A 19874-nucleotide genomic window follows, 5' to 3' on the forward strand; every position below is an offset into this window, starting at 1 on the left:
CCTCCTAGAACAGGGCGTAGTCATCATTTATTTTGCGAATAATATAGTTAACCGTCATGATGAGGACAAAACCGAACAAGGACTGATAGACCCCGGCAGCAGTAGCCATGCCCACATCAAACGTTACTTTAAGCGAGCGATAGACGTAGGTATCGAGAATATCCGTCGTATTATAGAGAAGCCCGTTGTTTCCTATTAATTGATAGAACAGATCAAACTGCCCTTTCATAATACTTCCGAGCGCAAAGAGCAGCAGCACCACAAAGGTTGATTTCAGCATTGGCACTGTAATATACCAAATCCGCTGAAAAATATTAGCGCCATCGATCTTAGCCGCTTCATAATATTCATCGCTGATCCCCGTAATCGCTGCTAGATAGATAACCATGCTATAACCGAGATTCTTCCATAGATAGAAGATAATAATTAGAAAAATCCAAGCCCAGGGTTTGCTGTAAACGTCCACCGGATCAAGCCCAAATTGTGTAAGCATTGTATTTAAGAAACCGCTGTCATAATTGAACAGGTTGTAGACAATAACACTTAGAATGACGAAGGATACGAAATATGGTAGAAACATTATCGATTGGCTAATCTTTTTAAACCATTTCCCATTCAGTTCACTTAAGAGAATCGCACAAGCAATCGCCAGCACATTCCCAAGTACAATAAAAGCGATGTTGTAACCTATCGTGTTCATCGTCAGCTTCACCAGTGTGCCGGATCTCCAGAGAAACTCGAAATTCTGCAAGCCGACGAACTTGGAATTAAACATACTGCTGTTGAAGTCAAATTGAGTGAACGCATAATAGATACCTACCATTGGAAAATAAGAATTCACTAAGAAAAAGATCAAGGTGGGCAGCAGCATCAGAAACATCATCCGATTGTGTATCAGTTCATAAATAAATCCCTTCTTCTTTCTTGTCGTCCGTAAGCGTGCTCTTCCATCGGCCTGGATGCCAAGTTCGACGGTTGAGATTCCTTTGGATGAGGTTTGGCTCAAGGTCTCTCACTCCCTTTAATGTAGAAACTGCATAATTCCACTATAGGGTGGTTCTTTTGAACACAGAAGTGAAGCTTCATAGCTTTCCTGCACAAACTGGAGAAATCGCTGTTGAACAATAAGGATGTTTATGAAGAAACGATGAATAGTGTTAATGCCAGTGTACATAGGGGAATGCACTCGAATATCCCGAAAATAATGATGATAAGTGCACAAATATTTATTTTCTTCACAGCTATATATTGGTAAAATACAACATTCTAGTGTTACTCCACTGTTCTGTTCACTCTAGGGCAATTATAATAAGAGGACTTCATATCTAGAGTTCATCCAGAGCCTTATCCAATAAGCCGCATATATTTCGGGGGAGGGCTATTATGAAGAATAATGATATACGGAGAAAAAGACTGCTGTATGGCAAGCTGCTAACAACGATTACACTATGTATTTCGTTAACTCTTCTGGTCTCTACAATCGTGTACTATACATACTACATCGGCGTCGAAAAGACTCAGACCTTCCGTTCCGATCTAAAAGATCTAACTCAGACTGGCAAAAAAGTAGTCAACATGGCTGAAGTAGCTCAAACGCTTTCATTTCAGCTATACAGGACCTCCACTATTTCCCATCTGTTGTTCTACAACAAACCTTCCATTTACGAGGTTACGGCTGCAATGTCGGATCTCGGAAACTATCTGAACTCCATGCCATACATTGAATCCATCTATGTTTATAATCCGAATAATGACACTATATATATCTCAGCGGCGCAAGGGCAGAATGGTGTGTACTCCACAGGAGAGTTAGAGGACACTGAAATCATACAAATGTTGAATCATTATCAGGATTACAAAACATTCACTCCGATCCCACGCACCTATTCCATCGGCGAACCCAAATCAGAAGCTATCGCTGTCTATACTTATCTCTGCTATGATGCGATCAACTGGGACCGCGCCATCAATTCTGCAGTTATTGTTAATATATCAGCAGCTTGGATAAACAAGGAGTTGGCTAACAGCAATACCGCCGGTAGTGGTAATACTTATCTTCTTGATGACCAAGATCGGTTTCTATCGGGGAACAAGCTGACATTGGAGAAGCTCTCGGGGGATGAAAGCAGTTGGATAGAGAATAAAGTTAAAACCCGCTCCGCAGGTTATTTCACAGCTCCTTTTAAAGGCCAGAAATCATTAGTGTCCTATACTTCACCAGATTCTCTTGGTTGGCAGTATGTTCGCATCACTCCTTATGATGTAATCACAGAACAGACTAAGCAAATCCGTAATACAACACTACTGATTTCTTTGATTATTTTAATATTCGGACTTATCATTTCTAGAATGCTGTCCAAACGCCTCTACCTTCCTATTGATTCCATTGTAAGCCGAATGAATAGCCTTGAAGCTGACAAGCGCAACAGTATGTTTACGATTAGACAGAATTCATTACGTAATCTTGTGCTCGGTATAAAAGCCCCCCACAGCAGTCGGCCTAGTGATTTCGAGCAACTAAGTATTGCTTTCAACTTAAACGAAGGTTATCGGCTTGTATTGCTGCGTATTGATGAATACAATACCCTGCGACAAGTGCGAGGTGCTTATCTACTAGCATACAAGTTCGCGATCATGAATATCGCTTCGGAAATTTGCGGTCAGACTTATCAAGTGGAAAGCGTAGATATGAACGATGATAGTGTTGTTATGCTGCTTAGCAGTATGACGTCCACTGAACATCTCGATTCGGAATTAATCGAAGTGTTGCTAAGGCAAATCCGTGTGGCTTGCTGCGATTATCTGAAAATAGGATTATCGCTAGTGTACAGTCCCGTTAGTGATAATCCAGATCGATTGAACCGCCTATATAACCAGGCCAAAGAAGCTTCTAAACATAGACTTTTTTATGGGCATGGTTGCCTAATCAACGCGGAGAAGATTAACGAATTGCAGAATAACCTATACTCTTACCCTGCGGATAACGAGAAAAAGCTGGTCGATGCCCTCACCAGTGGTAGAACAGACGAAGCCCGTAGCCATTTCTCTGACATCGTGCGCGAATTGGACCAATACCCCTACCATGTACTAGAACTAACGCTATCCAGGGTGACGCTAACGATTAAGAGAATCATCGATAATATCAAAAAGCTCAGCTCTACATCTATGGAAGATATCCTCAAGATACCTTCACTTGAGAATTACGAGACGATGAAGGAGCTTGAAGAAGCTTTTTACCAACTCTTCGATGATATTCAGGAATTACAGGTCGATAAACGTAGCTCTAAGCAAAGTGATCTGATCCGTCAAATTAACCAAAAAATCAATCAATCTTACACGGACCCCAGCCTGGGCCTGAACCAGATTGCTGATGAGCTTAACCTGTCACCTATATATGTCAGCCGTCTTTATAAGCAGCAAACAATGACAGCTATTGTGGATGTCATCATGGATGTACGAATGCAGGAAGTATGTCGCCTCTTGAAAGAGAGCGATCTGTCCGTATCGGATATTGCTGAAATGACCGGTTTCACGAGCAGTTCTTATCTCCATCGGATGTTCAAACGCAACTTCAGCATCACGCCGATGGAATACAGGCGTTCTAATACTCGTTCATAAAACTGAAGGCTGAGTGAGAATGCGAACGGAGTACAGATCAATAACACTACTAAACTACTCTATCAAAAAAAGGCAGGCTACTGTATTAGCGGTGGCTTGCCTTTTTAATGTAGGTTCATGTGTATTGACTTCCAGAGCGATTACTGTAACAACTTCAGCTTCTCTGAATATGCTGATTGGGCAGGTTCCCAATTTTTAAAGGTATGAAAAGGAGAAGCTCAAGGAGGAGATACAGAAGCATGTCGGATCATTATCATAGACCATTCAAAGGTGACGCTATCCTAAACAAACAAGGAAGAATAAGCAGTCCTGTTAGAAAGAGAGAGTGTGCTGCACTATTAAAAATAGTCACAGAGCTTGCTACAGTGGTACCTCCCGCACTTACGAATCCCACTACACTTCATATTTCCAATCTTCAAAGAGTGTTAAGAGAGCTCATGGAATTCTTGCATGAGGCTAGGATATGCAGCCCTTTTAGAACGGAGCTTCTTTCTGTAGTAGAAATAACTATTGTATCTACTGAGGTCAGTCCCTTCTCCGTCGTGAGCGTGGGTACTAATCTTCAACAGCTATTAGCCGAGTTATTATCTTTTATCCTCGCCACGAAGATTGACCCTCATTGCAAAGATCAGTTGGTAATTCAAATCAGACATATTCAAGCTTCTATTTCACAAGCGCTCGGCTTACCTATTAAGGGTGCGACGGGGCCACAAGGTCCTCAGGGACCCCAAGGGCCTCAAGGACCTCAGGGTCCACAAGGAGCCACTGGTGCAGGGCTGCAAGGTATTGTAGTCTTTAATCCGGCACAAAGCCCATTGTATCCAGCGGGTCAAGTAGTAACCTTTAATGGCAGCACTTATATAGCTACTGTTGCCGGACCCAAAGGAACACCAGGTAGTTCATCAGATTATTTACTAATTGCTGGTGGAGCAACAGGTGCGACTGGTCCGCAAGGACCTCAAGGGGCGCAGGGTCCTCAGGGTCCTCAAGGTCTTCAAGGTCTTCAAGGTCTTCAAGGTCCTCAAGGTCCTCAAGGTCCTCAAGGTCCTCAAGGTCCTCAAGGAGAATATGGTGTTGGCGGGACAGGCGCGACGGGTGCGACTGGGGCGCAAGGTATACAGGGACCTCCAGGTCCTGGAGCAGGGGCAACTGGAGCGACAGGCGCGACAGGTACTGCCGGGCTGGCTGGCGCAACGGGCGCTACAGGTACAGCTGGAATTGCTGGGCCGACGGGTGCGACAGGTACTGCCGGGCTGGCTGGAGCTACGGGGGTTACGGGTACTGCCGGACTTGCTGGACCGACAGGCGCTACAGGTACTGCTGGAATTGCTGGACCGACAGGCGCTACAGGTACAGCTGGAATCGCTGGACCGACAGGCGCTACAGGTACAGCTGGAATCGCTGGACCGACAGGCGCTACAGGTACTGCGGGGCTGGCTGGCGCGACGGGTGCGACAGGTACTGCTGGAATTGCTGGGCCGACGGGTGCGACAGGTACTGCCGGGCTTGTTGGAGCTACGGGGGTTACGGGTACTGCCGGACTTGCTGGACCGACGGGGGCTACGGGTACTGCCGGGCTTGCTGGACCGACGGGGGCTACCGGAGTTACAGGAGTTACTGGGGCAACCGGTGATGGCGCAATCATTCCACTGGCATCTGGTGGACCAATTATTATGACCACGGTTTTAGGTGGTTTGGTGGGAACAACAAGCCTTATAGGCTTCGGAAGTTCAGCCACAGGCATTTCTCTTGTTGGTGGAAATATAGATTTGACAGGTACTGTTCTTGGACCTCTTATCAACTTTGCAATGTCCGTTCCTCGTTCAGGAGTGATAACATCTATTGCTGCATACTTCAGTAATACCATTGCTTTATCGCTTCTTGGTACTACGATAAATGTAACAGCGCAATTGTACCAATCGGCCACACCAAATAACACATTTACTCCTATTCCAGGTGCAATAGTACCACTTCCATCTATCACTGGTACTATTAATTTAGGAACTTTTGTCAGCGGAATTACGAATGGTATCAATTTTGCTGTAACACCGCAGACACGTCTTCTTATGGTATTCTCAGCCACTGCTACAGGTCTTACCCTTGTAAATACAGTCACTGGTTATGCAAGCGCAGGCTTTACTATTGTATAATCACTAACACAAACAAAAGCATCTGCCCTCCCCACTAAAGGAGTAACAGATGCTTTTGTTATAATATTCGATTAAAATTTCTTAATCTTTCGATCCGGAGAGACGATATTGAGCAAACTTAGCTATCCCTGGCAATCCACTCACAACAAATACTCTTTCAGCTTACCGATAACCTCATCGATCTCCGCTTTAGTCGTATACCGTCCCACACTAAAACGAACCGCTCCCTGCCCAATACTTGCTGAGACATTCATTGCCTTTAGAACAGGTGAAATCAATGTTTCTCCAGAATGACAAGCTGAGCCTGTTGAGGCAGCCACATCTTCCAGCGAAGCAATCACTTCGTGACCCACCGCTCCAAGAAAACTAACGTTAAGCGTGTTGGGCAATCGCTTATGCCTATGACCATTCAGGTGAATTCTGTCGCCAAATGCCTTCTGCAATCTATCGTAGAAATAATCCGCTACTTCTTTCACACGCTCTCTGGATGCAGAGTCCGAAGCAAGCTCACAGGCTTTTCCTAATCCAATAATATAAGGGGTGTTTTCCGTTCCGGCACGTCTCCCCTGCTCATGCCCTGCTCCGTGAATTAATGGCTCGATGTGAATGCCCTCTCGGATGTACAATGCTCCAATCCCTTTTGGCGCATATAATTTATGGCCTGCCAGCGTTAGAAAATCCACCCCTAACTCAGCCACATCAAGCTCTACTTTTCCAGCGGACTGCGAAGCATCGGTATGTACAAGGACACCCCGTTCATGGCAGACCTCAGCTATTTCTTTGATCGGCTGAATCGTGCCCGTTTCGTTATTAGAGTGCATAATGGAGACTAGTATAGTTTGGTCTGTAAGCTGATTTTTCACATCATCTACCTGCACCGTTCCATACGCGTCAACAGGTACATAAGTAATCGTGTAGCCCAACTGCTCCAGATACTGACACGGTTTAATTACCGCAGGATGCTCCACAGCAGACACAATAATGTGATTGCCTTTATGTCGATACGTTTGGGCGACGCCCTTGATAACGGTATTATTCGACTCGCTGCCCCCGCTTGTAAAAAGCACCTCACCCGGCGTACAATTCAGGAAATTAGCCACCTGTGTTCTTGCTCGCTCGATTCCGACTTTAGCTTTTTGTCCCAAAGAATGACTGCTTGAAGGATTGCCAAAATGACCATAAAGATAAGGAATCATAACCTCTGCTACTTCCTTATCTACAGGTGTTGTAGCGTTATAGTCTAAATAGATCATTTGTTAAGCCGAGCCTCCTCTAAACCCCTCATACTTTACGATACCTAAAGCTTATACCTTCTGATTACTCAAAAAAGAGATTACCGCAGCCTCAGCTTCATCCAAATTGTTCACCTTAAAGGTAACTCTCTCAATGCCTTCATACTGAGTAGACGTATAATCGTATTTAGGATCATAGTAGTATTCTAACAGCAGCGCAACAGCCTCTCCGAACATATCAGCTTGCAAGCAACGCTCGATTTCCGCCGCAATGGGGATATGAATTCGTGATTTGATACTTCGAAATGCTGAAATGCACTGTTCTTTATATTCTTCTGGTCGATAATCCTCAAGGATTTGCTGCACTCTGGCTTGTAGTGGCATCTCAATCCAAATTTGTGTTCCAATCTCTTTCTGCTCGGCCATGAATGGGGGCATTACGACCTTCCCAATCTTTTTGCTCTCCGCTTCAAACAGTACATAAGGAGCATCCCCAAGCTTAATTAATTCCTCCATAAGAAGACTATCGAACGTTTTTTGATTGTTTGCATGAAGTCCGATCTCGCCAAAGATAGAACCGCGGTGACCTGCCATTCCTTCCAAATCCAAAACAGGATAGCTCTGTGCCTTCAGGCGGTGCAGCAGGTTTGTTTTACCTGTACCCGTATTTCCATGAATGACATAAGGCTTCGCCTTGAATTCATAGGACTCCAGTTCATCGAGTACCCATTTACGGTAAGCTTTATAGCCGCCAATCAATCGGTAAGCGTGAATATCCATTAAAGAAAGTACGGTCGCAGTTGTACGGCTGCGCATACCTCCCCTCCAGCAGAATACAGCCTTGTCCCCTTGAATCGCAGCAAATTCTTTGACAAAGGAAGGTAGCTTCGCAGCAGCAATCTCCAAACCGCGTTCTTTCGCAGCCTGCACACTTGTCTGTTTATACAATGTACCTACTTCAGCCCGTTCCTCATCATCAAAAAAGGGAATATTCAAGCTATCCGGCAGCGTTGCATCTTTATATTCAGAAGGAGATCGAACGTCGATAACGGTGATCTGCTTCTTATTCTTTAACACTCTTAGTTCTTCCAATGTAATATCCTGAAACAATGCGCTCTCTCCTCTGGTGGCTAACTTCTTAGGTCGCCTCTAAGCTGAACTCCAGCGTTATTGCGCAGCTATAACTGCAATCTGACCCGGATGCTCTTCCGTTACCTCTCCGATCAATGCTGCTTCTACACCTGCATCTACTAACTCTTTTAGCAAATCCTCACTTTGTTCAGGAGCAACAGAGATCAGCAATCCACCGGAAGTCACAGCATCACACAGAATATAGCGGCTTAATTGGTCCATCTCTTCCGGATAAAGAATACTGCCCTCCAAATGGGCAAAGTTATTCTTAGTGCCGCCTGGAACAAAGCCCTGCTCCGCGAGCTCTCTTACTCTTGGCAGCATCGGTACATCGCCTTGACGAATAATCAGTCCGTGATTGCTCCCTTTTGCCATTTCCGAGGCATGTCCAAGCAACCCGAATCCGGTAACATCTGTACAAGCATGTACATCATAGGGCTCCATGATTTCAGCCGCTTTTTTATTCAATGTAGACATGACTGTCGTAAGGCGTGTAGTTTCTTCTGGGGATAGCTGATCCTTTTTAATAGAAGTCGTTAAGATGCCCACACCGATAGGTTTAGTCAAAATCAGCTTGTCTCCTGCCTGCGCACCTGCATTCGTTCTTACTTTGTCCGGATGCACAAGGCCCGTAACGGCCAATCCAAATTTAGGCTCTTTATCGTCGATGGAATGTCCGCCCACAAGCGTTGCTCCTGCTTCCTGCACTTTATCTGCTGCACCGCGCAAAATGTCACCGAGAATGCTTTTGTCCAAAACAGAAATAGGGAAGGCCACAATATTAAGCACTGTAAGCGGCTTGCCGCCCATAGCATAAATATCACTTAACGCATTAGCTGCTGCAATTTGCCCAAAGGAATAAGGGTCGTCCACGATCGGCGTGAAAAAATCAACAGTTTGCACTAACGCTAGATCATCACTTAATCGATATACCCCAGCGTCATCACTGGTATCCAGACCTACAAGTAGATCCGGATTAGGAACGGTTGGTGGTAGACTGCGAATAACCTGCATGAGATCGGCGGGACCGATTTTGCAGCCGCAGCCCCCTTTTGAAGATAATGAGGTCAATTTTATGGTTTCGGCTTGAGACATCATGACTCAGCTCCTTTAGATAGTTAATATCGAATATCTTTAATCTTACATCAGTAGACAGCATTGTACAAAATACAGACATACAGAAGAACGCCCCGTAGCCAGTACATACTCCCCGGCTATGGGACGCCTCTCATTTCTCACTTACCACTAAGATCAACTAATCTGCTGAGTTTCCTGCTGTTTCTCCAAAAACCGCTGAAGTATAGCATTAAATTTCTCCGGCTGACACAGATTACTAGGATCTAATGCGTTAGGGATGATCACTAACTGAGCATGTGGCAGCTGAGACACCATATCCTTCATACAATTAACTCCAAATTCACTAAAGTCACCTACAATACATAAGGCGGGACGCTTAAAAGACTTTAAGCATCTAGTGTAATCCACATGGCTCGTAGCCAGCCTTTGCCGATACAATTCCCGTGGACGTTTATCGAGAAGTCCTCTTCTAATCTCGTTATAAGCCAGATTCCAGCGTTCCCGGTACATCATACGAATCGAAGGAAGTACAAGCTCACTTGGAGCGTAATACATTAACCAGCTACAATAAGCAGCCATAAGCTGGATTTTACCGATTATCGTTGACGCCTGACTTCTACAAAAGCTATCCGCGACAACAATCGCTTTTACTCGCTCTGGATATTGTTTCGCAATATGTTGAACGACAAGCCCCCCATAGGCACTCCCAACAAAAACAGCCTCACGAATACCCAAATCATTTAATAGCATTATTATATCTAGACATTGGGTTTCAATAATCTCGTTTGGGGCCTGCAGTAATTCACCTGATTTGCCATTCCCCCGTAAATCACACAGAATCACTTTATATTTATCAGAAAAATACTCTAATTGTGGCTTGAACATACTATGTGTTAATCCATGTCCATGGATAAACACAACCGGAGCCCCTGTTCCATTGATTTCGTAATAGAGCGAAGTTCCATTCAGTTTAGCAATAGGCAAAGTTAACACCTCTTTCATAGATAGGTTCTACAACTATATCTGCTTTTTAACGCAGCAAAAAACCACAGAGGGATTCTCTGTGGCTATTCATCATCAAATACGCCATTCATCCTCTCTCCATACGCTTACGAGGTTAGCTGTCGGATTCGGGCAGTGAGAGTTGCCCTACCTGCATGGATGCATTTATGCATCTGGAACAGGATTCACCCCATAACTAGTACCGATTGTTACACTGGTTCCCAGTTGTTGGTTCCCCCGCTTTCCTTAACGGAAATTAAGCGGACTTCTTATGTAATTGTCAGTTATGTGATGAATCATACTCCGTGTAAGGTTTCTTGTAAAGTTGAGCCGTGGGCAAAATAATGTTGAAAGCCATGCTTTTCATTTCATATTGAGCATACACTTCGTTTTCTCTTTCTTTTGCTCTTGTTTACTCAATATATCTAAAAAAAGCCGAGCGGCCATCAGAGATCAATCCCTGAACTACTCGGCTTCGTTATACAATCATATGGCTACAACAGATCGGCGTTTTTCAATGCATGCTCCCAGCTCGGAAAAAAGAACAGCGCACTTCTCATAAGATCAGGATCGCTTTGCTTCACTTGTTTTTTGCTGATCGAGCTTCCATCGGTTTGAAGCTTTTTGATACGACTTAACACTTCATCAGCCTCCAAAGGAATTTCCATTGAAACACTCCTTTCTCAGTGACCTGGTTTCCAATCATTTTCTCCATAATATGCAAATTTATTCTTCATTTCGGTTTATACGAATTAAACCAGCTGATAGACCGGTTGTTCAGCAATAAAATAAGTAGGAATCATTGGGTATTTCTGTGCCAGAACTTCAGCTAAATATTTCATTCCTGGAGCTTCACTTTCCGCATGTCCTAACATAATCAGTGCTTTTGATCTGCCTTGGTGGACAGCATCCCTCACATATTCTGGAGTTTCCCATTCGGGGCCCTCGCCAGCAATAATTAAATCAAGATTATGCTGATTAAAAAGAGGAATAGCCATCGTCCCACCTCCTCTGTAACCTACTAATATCCCCACATGTCTGCATATCTGGGATACGTCTCCGGCAGCACGTAAATAGGAGATGCCTAGCTTTCTTTTTATATACTGTGCCGCTTCACTTACCGTCATAGCTGGAATCGATAGGATTGTAGCAGTCGATTGCTGCTCAACCACATAGGCTGACCATTCAAGCTCTCGTAGCAAGCCCACCATGATCCCGTCTGGTTGATGCCTATGCCAATAATCATGATAACGAAAAATAGCCAGTTCAGAACGCTCGATTAAACTCAGTTTCGCAAGATAAATAGGGTCATCCTCTAACCACTCACTCGTCTCATGATGACTGTAAAACACACCTTCATGTGTGATCAACAAATTGGCGTTCATAGCAACCGCTCGCTCCACAACATATTGCGTAGCGCAAAATGCCGTAACCATCCCTGTAATCACCATTTCCGGATTTCCCGGCTTAAGAGTATCCACAGTCCCATCTATCTGTTCCATGGCTCCTATTAAATCTTCCAGAATCCTTCTAATTGTCACGCTCACTTTAATCCGCCCTCTGAGATCTATTCTACTAATCTATCAACGTATAAATAACCCACCCTTAATCGATATAAGGACGGGTTCACAGTTCATTATTTGAGCAGCTTGCCCACTCTATGATTTCGTGGCAGAGGTGATAATTTGATGGAAAGCTGGCTTCGGCTTATGCCCTTCATCGAATAGGAACGGCCAGTTCTTCCGCCCACGAACAGGGAAATCATCCAGCCAGGTATAGTCATCCGCTGCTCCCCAGAACGTAACCGAACTAATCACGTCCCGGTATTCTCTCAGCAGTGCGAACATCGCTTCATATCGATCTGCTTGAAGCTCGAGCAGCTCAGCAGGTACTGTCTTTAAGTCCATTCGTTTGTCATCGAAACGGAACATGGATACATCCAGCTCTGTCAGTTGGAGCTGAAGTCCTAACGATGCATATTTTTCGATCGCTGCACGAATTTCATCCAGACTAGGATCGTATAAATTCCAGTGTGCCTGCAATCCGACGCCATGGATCGGCACGCCTTGTTCCAATAGCGACTTCACCAGTTTATAGATTTTGTCACGCTTTAATGGATGGGATTCGTTATAGTCATTGTAGAATAATAATGCCTTAGGGTCAGCTTCATTGGCGAATTCAAACGCTTTGGCGATAAAATCCGGGCCAACAATGTCGAGCCACTTCGAATGGCGAAGAAGCTCTTCTCCTTCATCGGCTATAACTTCATTGACAACATCCCAAGCATAAATATCATCCTTATAACGTCCTACAACGGTCTGAATATGTGATTTGACTCGTGCAAGCAGAATCTCTTTGCTTACAGGTCCTCCGCCCTTATCCTCAAACAGCCAGTCCGTTGTCTGGTTGTGCCAAATCAAGGTATGTCCGCGCATCGCCATATGATGTTCCCTGGCGAAGGCAACCAGCTGGTCTGCTGCCCTAAAGTTATAAGTGTCCTCAAGTGGATGCAGACTTTCAAATTTCATCTCGTTCTCAGCGGTAATACTGTTGAAATGATAAGCAAGCAAATGCTCCTGTGATTGGATAGTTAATGGGTTGACGGCTGCGCCAATCTTGAAATCCTCTGCGAACACTGTCTTTAGTGCAGGCTCTGTAAAATCACTAGCTTGTCTCAACAAGTTCCCTCCTAACAAACGCTATTCATTATGACCGATAATCGAACCAATCAAAGTGGGCAGGTACCTCAGCTACTTTACCATGACCTGTCGCATATAAACCGATAAGAACACCTGTAAATCCATTTCCTTTTACGGCCTGTGGGGATAATGGGTATGCTGCCGCTGTAGATAGCTTATTCCATTGCTGCCCATCCAAGGAGAACAATAAGGTGTATTCGGTAAGCTCCGCCTGTATTTTCAGATAAATTCGCTCAGCTGTAATTGGTACTTCTGCTTCTACACGGGTTATTCCATCAATAGTTAATTGTGCTGCAATGACTCTGTGGCCAACTTTTTGCACCAAGCCAACCTCATAATGTGCATTCTCGTCCAATCTAGCACAGAGTCCAGCCTCTTCACCGTCCACGGTAGGGTTAAAATCTAGTAATGTACTCCATTCAGCTGAAGTATGCTGCTGTCTTCTGCCTATAAAGGCTACCTGACCCACTTCATTAAGGTCTTTCGATTGCCCTCGAAGAGCTAGAAAACCCGGACGTTGGCTTAGTGACCAGCTTCCCTCTGCCGGATTCCGCAGAAAGGATAATTCCAACGGCAATACAGGGTCATCAAAATCATATCTTCCGCTAGTCTCAGGTTTTGGCGAATGACCCGGTACACGCGGAACCTTCATCTCCAGCCCGACAGTGTCCTCATTATTATCAATCATCGGCCATCCGTCTTCATTCCACGTTACAGGGGCAAGAAAGGTCTCTCTTCCTAGCACTGTATACTTGGAATCTACTAGACGTACTCCAAGGAATACGGCCCACCAATCCCCGTTACGATCTTCGATCAGATCAGCATGTCCTAGATACTGAATGGGACTATCAGTCCCGCGATGGGTCAATATCGGTTGCTCTAATCTTTCAAAAGGACCGTAAGGGGAGGAAGAACGACCGATAATTTCTCGGTGTTCCTTTGCCGTGCCGCCTGAAGCAGACATGATATAATACATTCCATTAATTTTGTACAAATGTGGTCCTTCCGTCCAAGGTCCACCATCCCCAGTCCAGATGACAACAGGTTCTGTTAATGCTGCTCCTGTAGCAATGTCTATCTCATATTGAATAGCGTGGGAATCATAATCTGCTCCCTGCTGGGTGGTTACATATACCTTTCCATCCTCATCAAACATTAGGGAAGGGTCAATTCCTCCATAAGGAATACTAATCGGGTCTGACCACGGACCCGCTGGGTCCGTAGCCGTAACATAGAAATTCCCCTTCCCGTGTATTTCGGTCGTTATCATGTAAAACGTTCCTTCATGATACCGGATGGTTGGAGCAAATATACCTCCAGAGCTTTTGCTCTTACGTGTATCTAGCTGACTTACACGATCTAATACATGACCAATTTGTGTCCAGTGAATCAAGTCCTGGCTGTGAAAGATAGGCACCCCAGGAAAATATTCGAAGGAGCTACACACCAAGTAGAAATCATCCCCTGCTCGAGTGATGCTAGGATCTGGATAAAAACCTGGAAGTATTGGGTTCGTGTATGTGATTGGAGATGGAGTCATAATTCAACAAACAACCTTCCTATTATTTAATAGTGGGTGCAAGCTACTTATTCCTTCACGCTTCCTACGTTCATTCCAACTACAAAGTACTTTTGCATGAATGGATAGACTAGCAGAATCGGGACCGAAGCAACGATAGTAACGGCTGCACGAATGGACTTTGGAGTTACCATTGACCCCGCTGACTCCGCAGTTACCCCTGCCCCGTTAGCTACACTTGCGCTACTGTTCGCATTCATACTAGATTGTATTAGTTTCATTAATTCATACTGCAATGTACTCAAGTGCTGGCGGGAAGAGGTGTAGATAAAAGCATCAAACCATGAGTTCCATGCACCTACCGCGACAAAAAGGGCAATGGTAGCAAGAACAGGTTTACATAAAGGGAAGACTACTTTCATGAAAATCTTAAATTCCCCGGCACCGTCGATTCTCGCGGATTCCATAAGACTTTCATGTATGCTACCAATATAAGTACGGATGACGATCATATTAAATGCACTTATCATAGTCGGTATTACATATACCCAAAATGTATTAAGCAAATGAAGATCCTTAATTAGGAAATAATTTGGAATCAGACCCGCATTAAAATACATGGTTAGGACGAAAACAAAGGTAATCTGCTTGCGGAAAACATATTCTTTCCGGCTTAAAGTATAAGCAAGCATTGTGGTTAAAAATAGATTCAGGATCGTAGATATCACTGTTCGTGCTACCGAAATCCAAAAAGCAGGAATAATTGTACCAGAGGCAAAAACAGCTTTGTAGTTCTGTATAGTCCACTCCCTAGGCAATAGATAAATGCCGCCGCGGATGGTATCATTCCCCTCATTTAAGGAAACTGCTATAGTATTCAAGAATGGATACAAGGTAACAATGACTAGACATATCATAAAGATAGTATTGAAGGTACCGAACACTACTGGTTCGATCCCTATAATTCTCATACGTTTTCTACTATTACTTTTTGGAGATTTCTGAGGTATTAATTGAGTTTTTTCCATGATTATAACAGCCTCTCTTCCCCTAGCCGCTTCGACGTCCAGTTAGCTAAAAGCAGTAACGTTACACTTACGACTGTTTTAAATATGCCTCCCGCAGTGGCTAAGGAATAATTCCCTTGCCCAATCCCGTATTTCAATACAAATATATCAATCGTATCCGACCAGTCTACCGTAAGCCCGTTCCCTAACAAGTACGGAACCTCAAATCCGACATCCAATACATGTCCTATGGACATTATCATCAGGATTACAATGGTTGGTTTAATTCCCGGCAATGTTACATTGAACATTTTTTTGTACCGGTTAGCCCCATCAATCTCAGCAGCCTCATATAAAGCTGGATCTATAGAAGCCATAGCAGCCAAGTAGATGATTGTACTCCATCCAACCTCTTTCCAGACGGTTGAAGCACCCACAATACCCCAGAAATACTTCCCTTCACTCAACCAAAGGATTGGTGAATCGATAAGATGTAATTTCATGAGCACGATGTTGATAATCCCGTCGTTAACCGAGAGGGAGACACCTACAATCCCTGTTACAATAATCCAGGAAAGAAAGTGAGGTAGGTAGGATATGGTCTGCACGGTTCTTTTCCAAAATACATTTTTGATTTCATTAAGAAGTAAGGCCAATGTTATCGCGGTTATAAATCCTAAAAAGAAATTAATTAATCCCATAGCCAGTGTGTTTCGTAGTACCCTTAAAAAGGTATCATCCGTAAATAGAAACTTGAAGTGTTTCAAGCCGACCCATGTCTGTTCGCCAAATGCCTTAGCTGGTTTATAATCCTGAAAAGCCATTGTCCATCCCCAAACAGGTACGTACGCAAATAGTACAATATACAGCAGCAATGGAACTGACATCCAAATCAGCTGTTTCTGATTCTTAATCAAGGTCAGAGTAATCGGTTGCTTCTTTTTTCTTTTAGGATGCCGGTTAACTTTTTTTCCCGTTAAAATCTCATCCATATATTTTCTCCCCACATCATCCATATATTTCAGAAAGTGGTTGGCTAATAAGCCACCACTTTCTGATTTTTAAGCAAGCTCTAACTATTTAACACTCCAAGTATCAAATCTCCATTTAAGCTGTTCATTGATTCTGTCTTCGTAAGCTTTAATATCCGCTTTATGAAGTTCTCCAACAAATTCAGTCCAAACTTTATCGAAATCGGAAGGGCTAGCCAAGATTGCTTTTGGCAGGTACTTGGTCTTAACTTCTCCCATCTTCGTATCGGCAATTTTTGCTGGAGAATTTTCAACAAGATCTATCGACCAAGCAGGATAAGCCACTGGGTTCGGTCCAGGCTTACTGAAGAAATCTACATAACTGTTGAATCCATATGCGTCAAGAACTTCCTTGTCATACGCTTCCAACCCTGCTTTATATTCTTCTGGTTGGGCTGCCGCATCCGTTGAGTTACCATCTGCAAAGTACCCTTGCATTTTCGGAGCGGTAGCATACCAAGCTTCTGCTTTGTTACTTAGCTTCCATGTAGCATCAACTGCGTTATCCCGTTGCTCCTGGTTTCTTATAAAGCGACCGTCTACCACTTGATAATCTTCGCCTTCAATACCCCAAGTGAGGGTTCTTTGCCAATCTTCTTGAATCAATGTGTCCATAAGTTTAAGGATTCTCACTGGATCCTTAGCATTGACAGTAATCCCGAATCCATTATTCAAGTTAAGAGCAGGACGATCCAGATAATAATCTTTGGTGTTAGTATCATACACAAGAGGCAGACCTACATAAGTGCTCATATCTTTCCCTTGTGTCTTGAGTGAATCTTCTGCTTTACCAAAGTTCCAGTGCTGATCAAACATTCCCAGTACGGCTCCGCTAGACAATTTAGCTAAATATTGGTCATAATCCATTACAAATGCTTCTTTATCAATAATACCCAACGCATTCATATCATTAAGTTTTTTATAGTACTGCTTTGCATAGTCTTTATCCGCAAAGATTTCTGCTACGTTATCCTTAACTACTACTCCGCCATCATTAGGATGACCGATCAGATGCTGAGGAGCGTTAAACAATCCCCAGTTTCTCCAGTCTTTGTTATGAATCTCAAACCCAATTGTTGGTTGACCATCAATGGTTGGATTTTTCTCTTTATATTTCACGATAAGATCGAAATACTCGTCCAAAGTTTTAACCGTTGGATAACCGGCATCTTTAAGTACAGCTTTCTGAATCCAGAAAGCTGGGCCAGAGTAATAGGTTGTATTCATCTCACCATTGTACGCACCATAGTTTGGAAGTGTATAAATGTGTCCATCATTGGGATCCTTCATCATGTTCCAGTAAGCTGCGTAATGCGCTTTCAAATTCGGAGCGTGTTCTTCAATTAAGTCCTCGAGAGGAATAAATGCACCTGCTGCCGTCAGTTGGGTATTGGAACTCATCAGATCTGGATAATCCGAACCGGCAATCATAACGCCAAGCTTCTGTTTAAGGTCTCCAGCCAAGAATTCGAAATTGAATGATGCGCCTGTTTTTTCTTTGATCATCTTGTAAATTTTGTTATCTGGTGTGGGTTGCTGACCTGCTTCTCCAAGAAAGATACTAACTTCAAAAGGCTCTACCTTCTTGTCATCGGTTCCAGCTGCAGTTGCAGCTGTTGTTTCTGCCGGTTTGTTTTCCCCCTTAGCAGTATTACCGCTGTTATTTCCACCGCACCCTGCTAGAGCAAAACTTAGGGATAACACAGCAATCAGACTAAGTTTGAACTTTGATATTGACTTGCCCCCCATAAAGCACCTCCATATTTTGTTGGTGTAACCATATTGTAAGCCCTTACAAGTTAAATTATAGAGGTGATGATGCCACTGATAATACGCCAGAACTAAAGGTGTACCCCCAAAAAGTTTAGGTATTCGTATGTTTAAATTCATTAGGGCTCATCTTCATCTTCTTTTCAAATTGTTTGAGAAACTGACTATAATTGGAATACCCTACTTTCTCGGCGATCTCACAGTTTTTCAGCTTATTGTGTTGAAGTAAACGCGCAGATTCCTTAATCCGGAGGTCATGCAGCTGCTCATTAAAATGAATGCCATTCTTCTTGATCAATAATTGTCCCAGATACACTGGATGCAGGAAGAATACCTCCGACAGCTTTTTAATTGTAAGATTTTCGTGATAATGCGCTTCAATATAGTTGTTGATTTCCTGTACAATCCCCTGTGATTTTTGGATTTGTTCTTTTAGAAGAATATCAATACTCGCCTCACCACATGATAAAAGATTACGCATTAAATCGTTCAACTTCATCATCGAGTCCCGTATTTCGGGGATTGTTATTTGGGTTAACAGGGAGGATACTTGAACTTCACTAGCTTTTGAAGTAAACTCAACGATCTTATACATAATATGAATAACGATCTTCTTCACAACCTCTGGAGCGATGCGCATCTCACGAAAACTGCGAGAAGCCAAGCCTACAGCTTGTTTAAAGCCTTTTATGTCCAGTGTGTTAATGGGTCTCATTAAATCATCCATCAGTTGAATTTGATCATAGTGATAGCTGAAGGGACTATCTTTGGTTCCCTGATAGGTCAAGAACCCCGAATGATCCGAATTATAAAAATAATACATTAACGCTTCTTTCGCCGTTCGGTAGCTATTCGCAATTTGAAGCAAAGAGCCCTCGCTATCCCCTACTGCAATATACATGGCTTGCTTAGGGTGTTCATTCAGCAAGGGAGCTACTGCAGGATATATTGCGGCACCCTCATCAGACTCCGAAGGATAGCCGTATACGATTCCAAAGCAAAAAGCCTCCAGATCGATCAGAAACATCAATTCCGTATTCGTTAGGAGAGCTACTGCTTTCTCTCTGATTTCCGTATACATCGCCGGGTCTGTCTGTAGTAAACAAATATTCCAAAGGCTTTTGCCTTCCGATAGACGTGTAAGTACTGTAAAGTCTGACTTATCTTCTGCCTTCTCATTCAGAATGCTCTTAAGAAGAGAGACAACTTCCTCTGAGTTTGCCATTTGATTTAAGCTTCGCTTCTGAGTTTCCTGTTCTAATTCCCGATATATCTCCTTCAATTCTTCTGACGCCTCTTCTTCGAAAAGCGGTTTCATCAGATAATGGTTAATGCCATAACGTATAGCTGTCTTAGCATATTCAAACTCACTATAACCGCTTAGTATGGCAAACTTAATCGGTTTAGTCTCCTCTTGCTGCCAGGCGGAAACCATTTCCAGACCATTCATTAGCGGCATATTTACATCTGTAATGACAAGATCCGGCAGTAGCTGCTTTATTAACTGTAAGCCCTCTTTGCCATTACTGGAGGTTCCACATACTTCAAAGCCAAGCGCCTGCCAGTCTATCCATAGCTGCATCCCCTCAAGAGCACTAGGCTCATCATCGATCAACAATACTTTGTATTTCATAGGCT

The 19874-nt window shown here is 43.6% G+C and carries 15 protein-coding genes and 1 riboswitch; of the genes, 2 read left to right on the forward strand and 13 right to left on the reverse strand.

Translation table 11 applies throughout. The features are described from left to right. Positions 1–4: 4 nt before the first annotated feature. Positions 5–883 carry an ABC transporter permease subunit gene (locus MKY99_RS25840; RefSeq protein WP_143759548.1) on the reverse strand — a complete coding sequence of 293 codons (879 nt, stop codon included), beginning with the start codon at positions 881–883 and terminating at the stop codon, positions 5–7. Between the two features lie 500 nt (positions 884–1383). On the opposite strand from MKY99_RS25840, the gene MKY99_RS25845 reads away from it, so the two are divergent. Together MKY99_RS25845 and MKY99_RS25850 are read left to right on the forward strand one after the other, a co-directional pair. After that, entirely contained in the window at positions 1384–3618 is a 2235-nt protein-coding gene (locus MKY99_RS25845; RefSeq protein ID WP_339267110.1) for an AraC family transcriptional regulator, read from the forward strand. Between the two features lie 239 nt (positions 3619–3857). Next, positions 3858–5768 (forward strand): exosporium glycoprotein BclB-related protein, encoded by a 1911-nt coding sequence (locus MKY99_RS25850; protein WP_339267112.1) that lies wholly within the window; start codon positions 3858–3860, stop codon positions 5766–5768. A 140-nt stretch (positions 5769–5908) separates the two neighbouring features. Here the strand turns inward: MKY99_RS25850 and MKY99_RS25855 are convergent, their stop codons facing one another. From MKY99_RS25855 to MKY99_RS25910, 12 genes are all read right to left on the reverse strand, one after another. Continuing rightward, the gene (locus tag MKY99_RS25855) at positions 5909–7021 is read right to left on the reverse strand and encodes a cysteine desulfurase family protein (RefSeq protein ID WP_076285290.1); all 1113 of its coding nucleotides are present in this window, start codon (positions 7019–7021) and stop codon (positions 5909–5911) included. 51 nt (positions 7022–7072) lie between these two features. Beyond that, complete coding sequence (mnmH, locus tag MKY99_RS25860) at positions 7073–8110, reverse strand: tRNA 2-selenouridine(34) synthase MnmH (protein ID WP_076285291.1); 1038 nt, start codon at positions 8108–8110, stop codon at positions 7073–7075. Positions 8111–8167: 57 nt separating this feature from the next. Beyond that, positions 8168–9226 carry a selenide, water dikinase SelD gene (gene selD, locus MKY99_RS25865; protein ID WP_149645078.1) on the reverse strand — a complete coding sequence of 353 codons (1059 nt, stop codon included), beginning with the start codon at positions 9224–9226 and terminating at the stop codon, positions 8168–8170. 156 nt (positions 9227–9382) lie between these two features. Beyond that, positions 9383–10192 (reverse strand): alpha/beta hydrolase, encoded by an 810-nt coding sequence (locus MKY99_RS25870; protein WP_042191701.1) that lies wholly within the window; start codon positions 10190–10192, stop codon positions 9383–9385. Between the two features lie 106 nt (positions 10193–10298). Beyond that, a riboswitch (cyclic di-AMP (ydaO/yuaA leader) is annotated at positions 10299–10483 on the reverse strand. A 221-nt stretch (positions 10484–10704) separates the two neighbouring features. Further along, a complete protein-coding gene (locus MKY99_RS25875) occupies positions 10705–10878 on the reverse strand; it encodes a hypothetical protein (protein WP_170880375.1) in 174 nt (57 codons plus the stop codon). 84 nt (positions 10879–10962) lie between these two features. Then, positions 10963–11757, reverse strand: coding sequence for a Nif3-like dinuclear metal center hexameric protein (locus tag MKY99_RS25880; RefSeq protein ID WP_339267117.1), 795 nt, complete (start codon positions 11755–11757; stop codon positions 10963–10965). Positions 11758–11868: 111 nt separating this feature from the next. Then, entirely contained in the window at positions 11869–12888 is a 1020-nt protein-coding gene (locus MKY99_RS25885; RefSeq protein WP_339267118.1) for an endo-1,4-beta-xylanase, read from the reverse strand. A gap of 28 nt (positions 12889–12916) precedes the next feature. After that, positions 12917–14449 (reverse strand): glycoside hydrolase family 43 protein, encoded by a 1533-nt coding sequence (locus MKY99_RS25890; RefSeq protein ID WP_339267120.1) that lies wholly within the window; start codon positions 14447–14449, stop codon positions 12917–12919. 47 nt (positions 14450–14496) lie between these two features. Then, positions 14497–15399: a carbohydrate ABC transporter permease gene (locus tag MKY99_RS25895; protein WP_143759544.1), complete on the reverse strand. Its 903-nt coding sequence runs from the start codon at positions 15397–15399 to the stop codon at positions 14497–14499. A gap of 59 nt (positions 15400–15458) precedes the next feature. Continuing rightward, positions 15459–16427, reverse strand: a complete 969-nt coding sequence (locus MKY99_RS25900) for an ABC transporter permease subunit (protein WP_042191710.1) — start codon at positions 16425–16427, stop codon at positions 15459–15461. A gap of 84 nt (positions 16428–16511) precedes the next feature. After that, entirely contained in the window at positions 16512–18215 is a 1704-nt protein-coding gene (locus MKY99_RS25905; protein WP_042191712.1) for a sugar ABC transporter substrate-binding protein, read from the reverse strand. A 115-nt stretch (positions 18216–18330) separates the two neighbouring features. Beyond that, a complete protein-coding gene (locus MKY99_RS25910) occupies positions 18331–19869 on the reverse strand; it encodes a response regulator (protein ID WP_339267123.1) in 1539 nt (512 codons plus the stop codon). Positions 19870–19874 lie beyond the last annotated feature (5 nt).

Origin of the sequence: Paenibacillus sp. FSL R5-0470 (assembly GCF_037975205.1) — a bacterium.
Taxonomy (GTDB): Bacteria; Bacillota; Bacilli; order Paenibacillales; family Paenibacillaceae; genus Paenibacillus_AQ.

Coding starts and splice junctions, on each gene's coding strand:
- MKY99_RS25840 (WP_143759548.1), bottom strand. CDS start 883: ATGATGTTTCTGATGCTGCTGCCCACCTTGATCTTTTTCTTAGTGAAT.
- MKY99_RS25845 (WP_339267110.1), top strand. CDS start 1,384: ATGAAGAATAATGATATACGGAGAAAAAGACTGCTGTATGGCAAGCTG.
- MKY99_RS25850 (WP_339267112.1), top strand. CDS start 3,858: ATGTCGGATCATTATCATAGACCATTCAAAGGTGACGCTATCCTAAAC.
- MKY99_RS25855 (WP_076285290.1), bottom strand. CDS start 7,021: ATGATCTATTTAGACTATAACGCTACAACACCTGTAGATAAGGAAGTA.
- selD (WP_149645078.1), bottom strand. CDS start 9,226: ATGTCTCAAGCCGAAACCATAAAATTGACCTCATTATCTTCAAAAGGG.
- MKY99_RS25875 (WP_170880375.1), bottom strand. CDS start 10,878: ATGGAAATTCCTTTGGAGGCTGATGAAGTGTTAAGTCGTATCAAAAAG.
- MKY99_RS25890 (WP_339267120.1), bottom strand. CDS start 14,449: ATGACTCCATCTCCAATCACATACACGAACCCAATACTTCCAGGTTTT.
- MKY99_RS25895 (WP_143759544.1), bottom strand. CDS start 15,399: ATGAGAATTATAGGGATCGAACCAGTAGTGTTCGGTACCTTCAATACT.
- MKY99_RS25900 (WP_042191710.1), bottom strand. CDS start 16,427: ATGGATGAGATTTTAACGGGAAAAAAAGTTAACCGGCATCCTAAAAGA.
- MKY99_RS25905 (WP_042191712.1), bottom strand. CDS start 18,215: ATGGGGGGCAAGTCAATATCAAAGTTCAAACTTAGTCTGATTGCTGTG.
- MKY99_RS25910 (WP_339267123.1), bottom strand. CDS start 19,869: ATGAAATACAAAGTATTGTTGATCGATGATGAGCCTAGTGCTCTTGAG.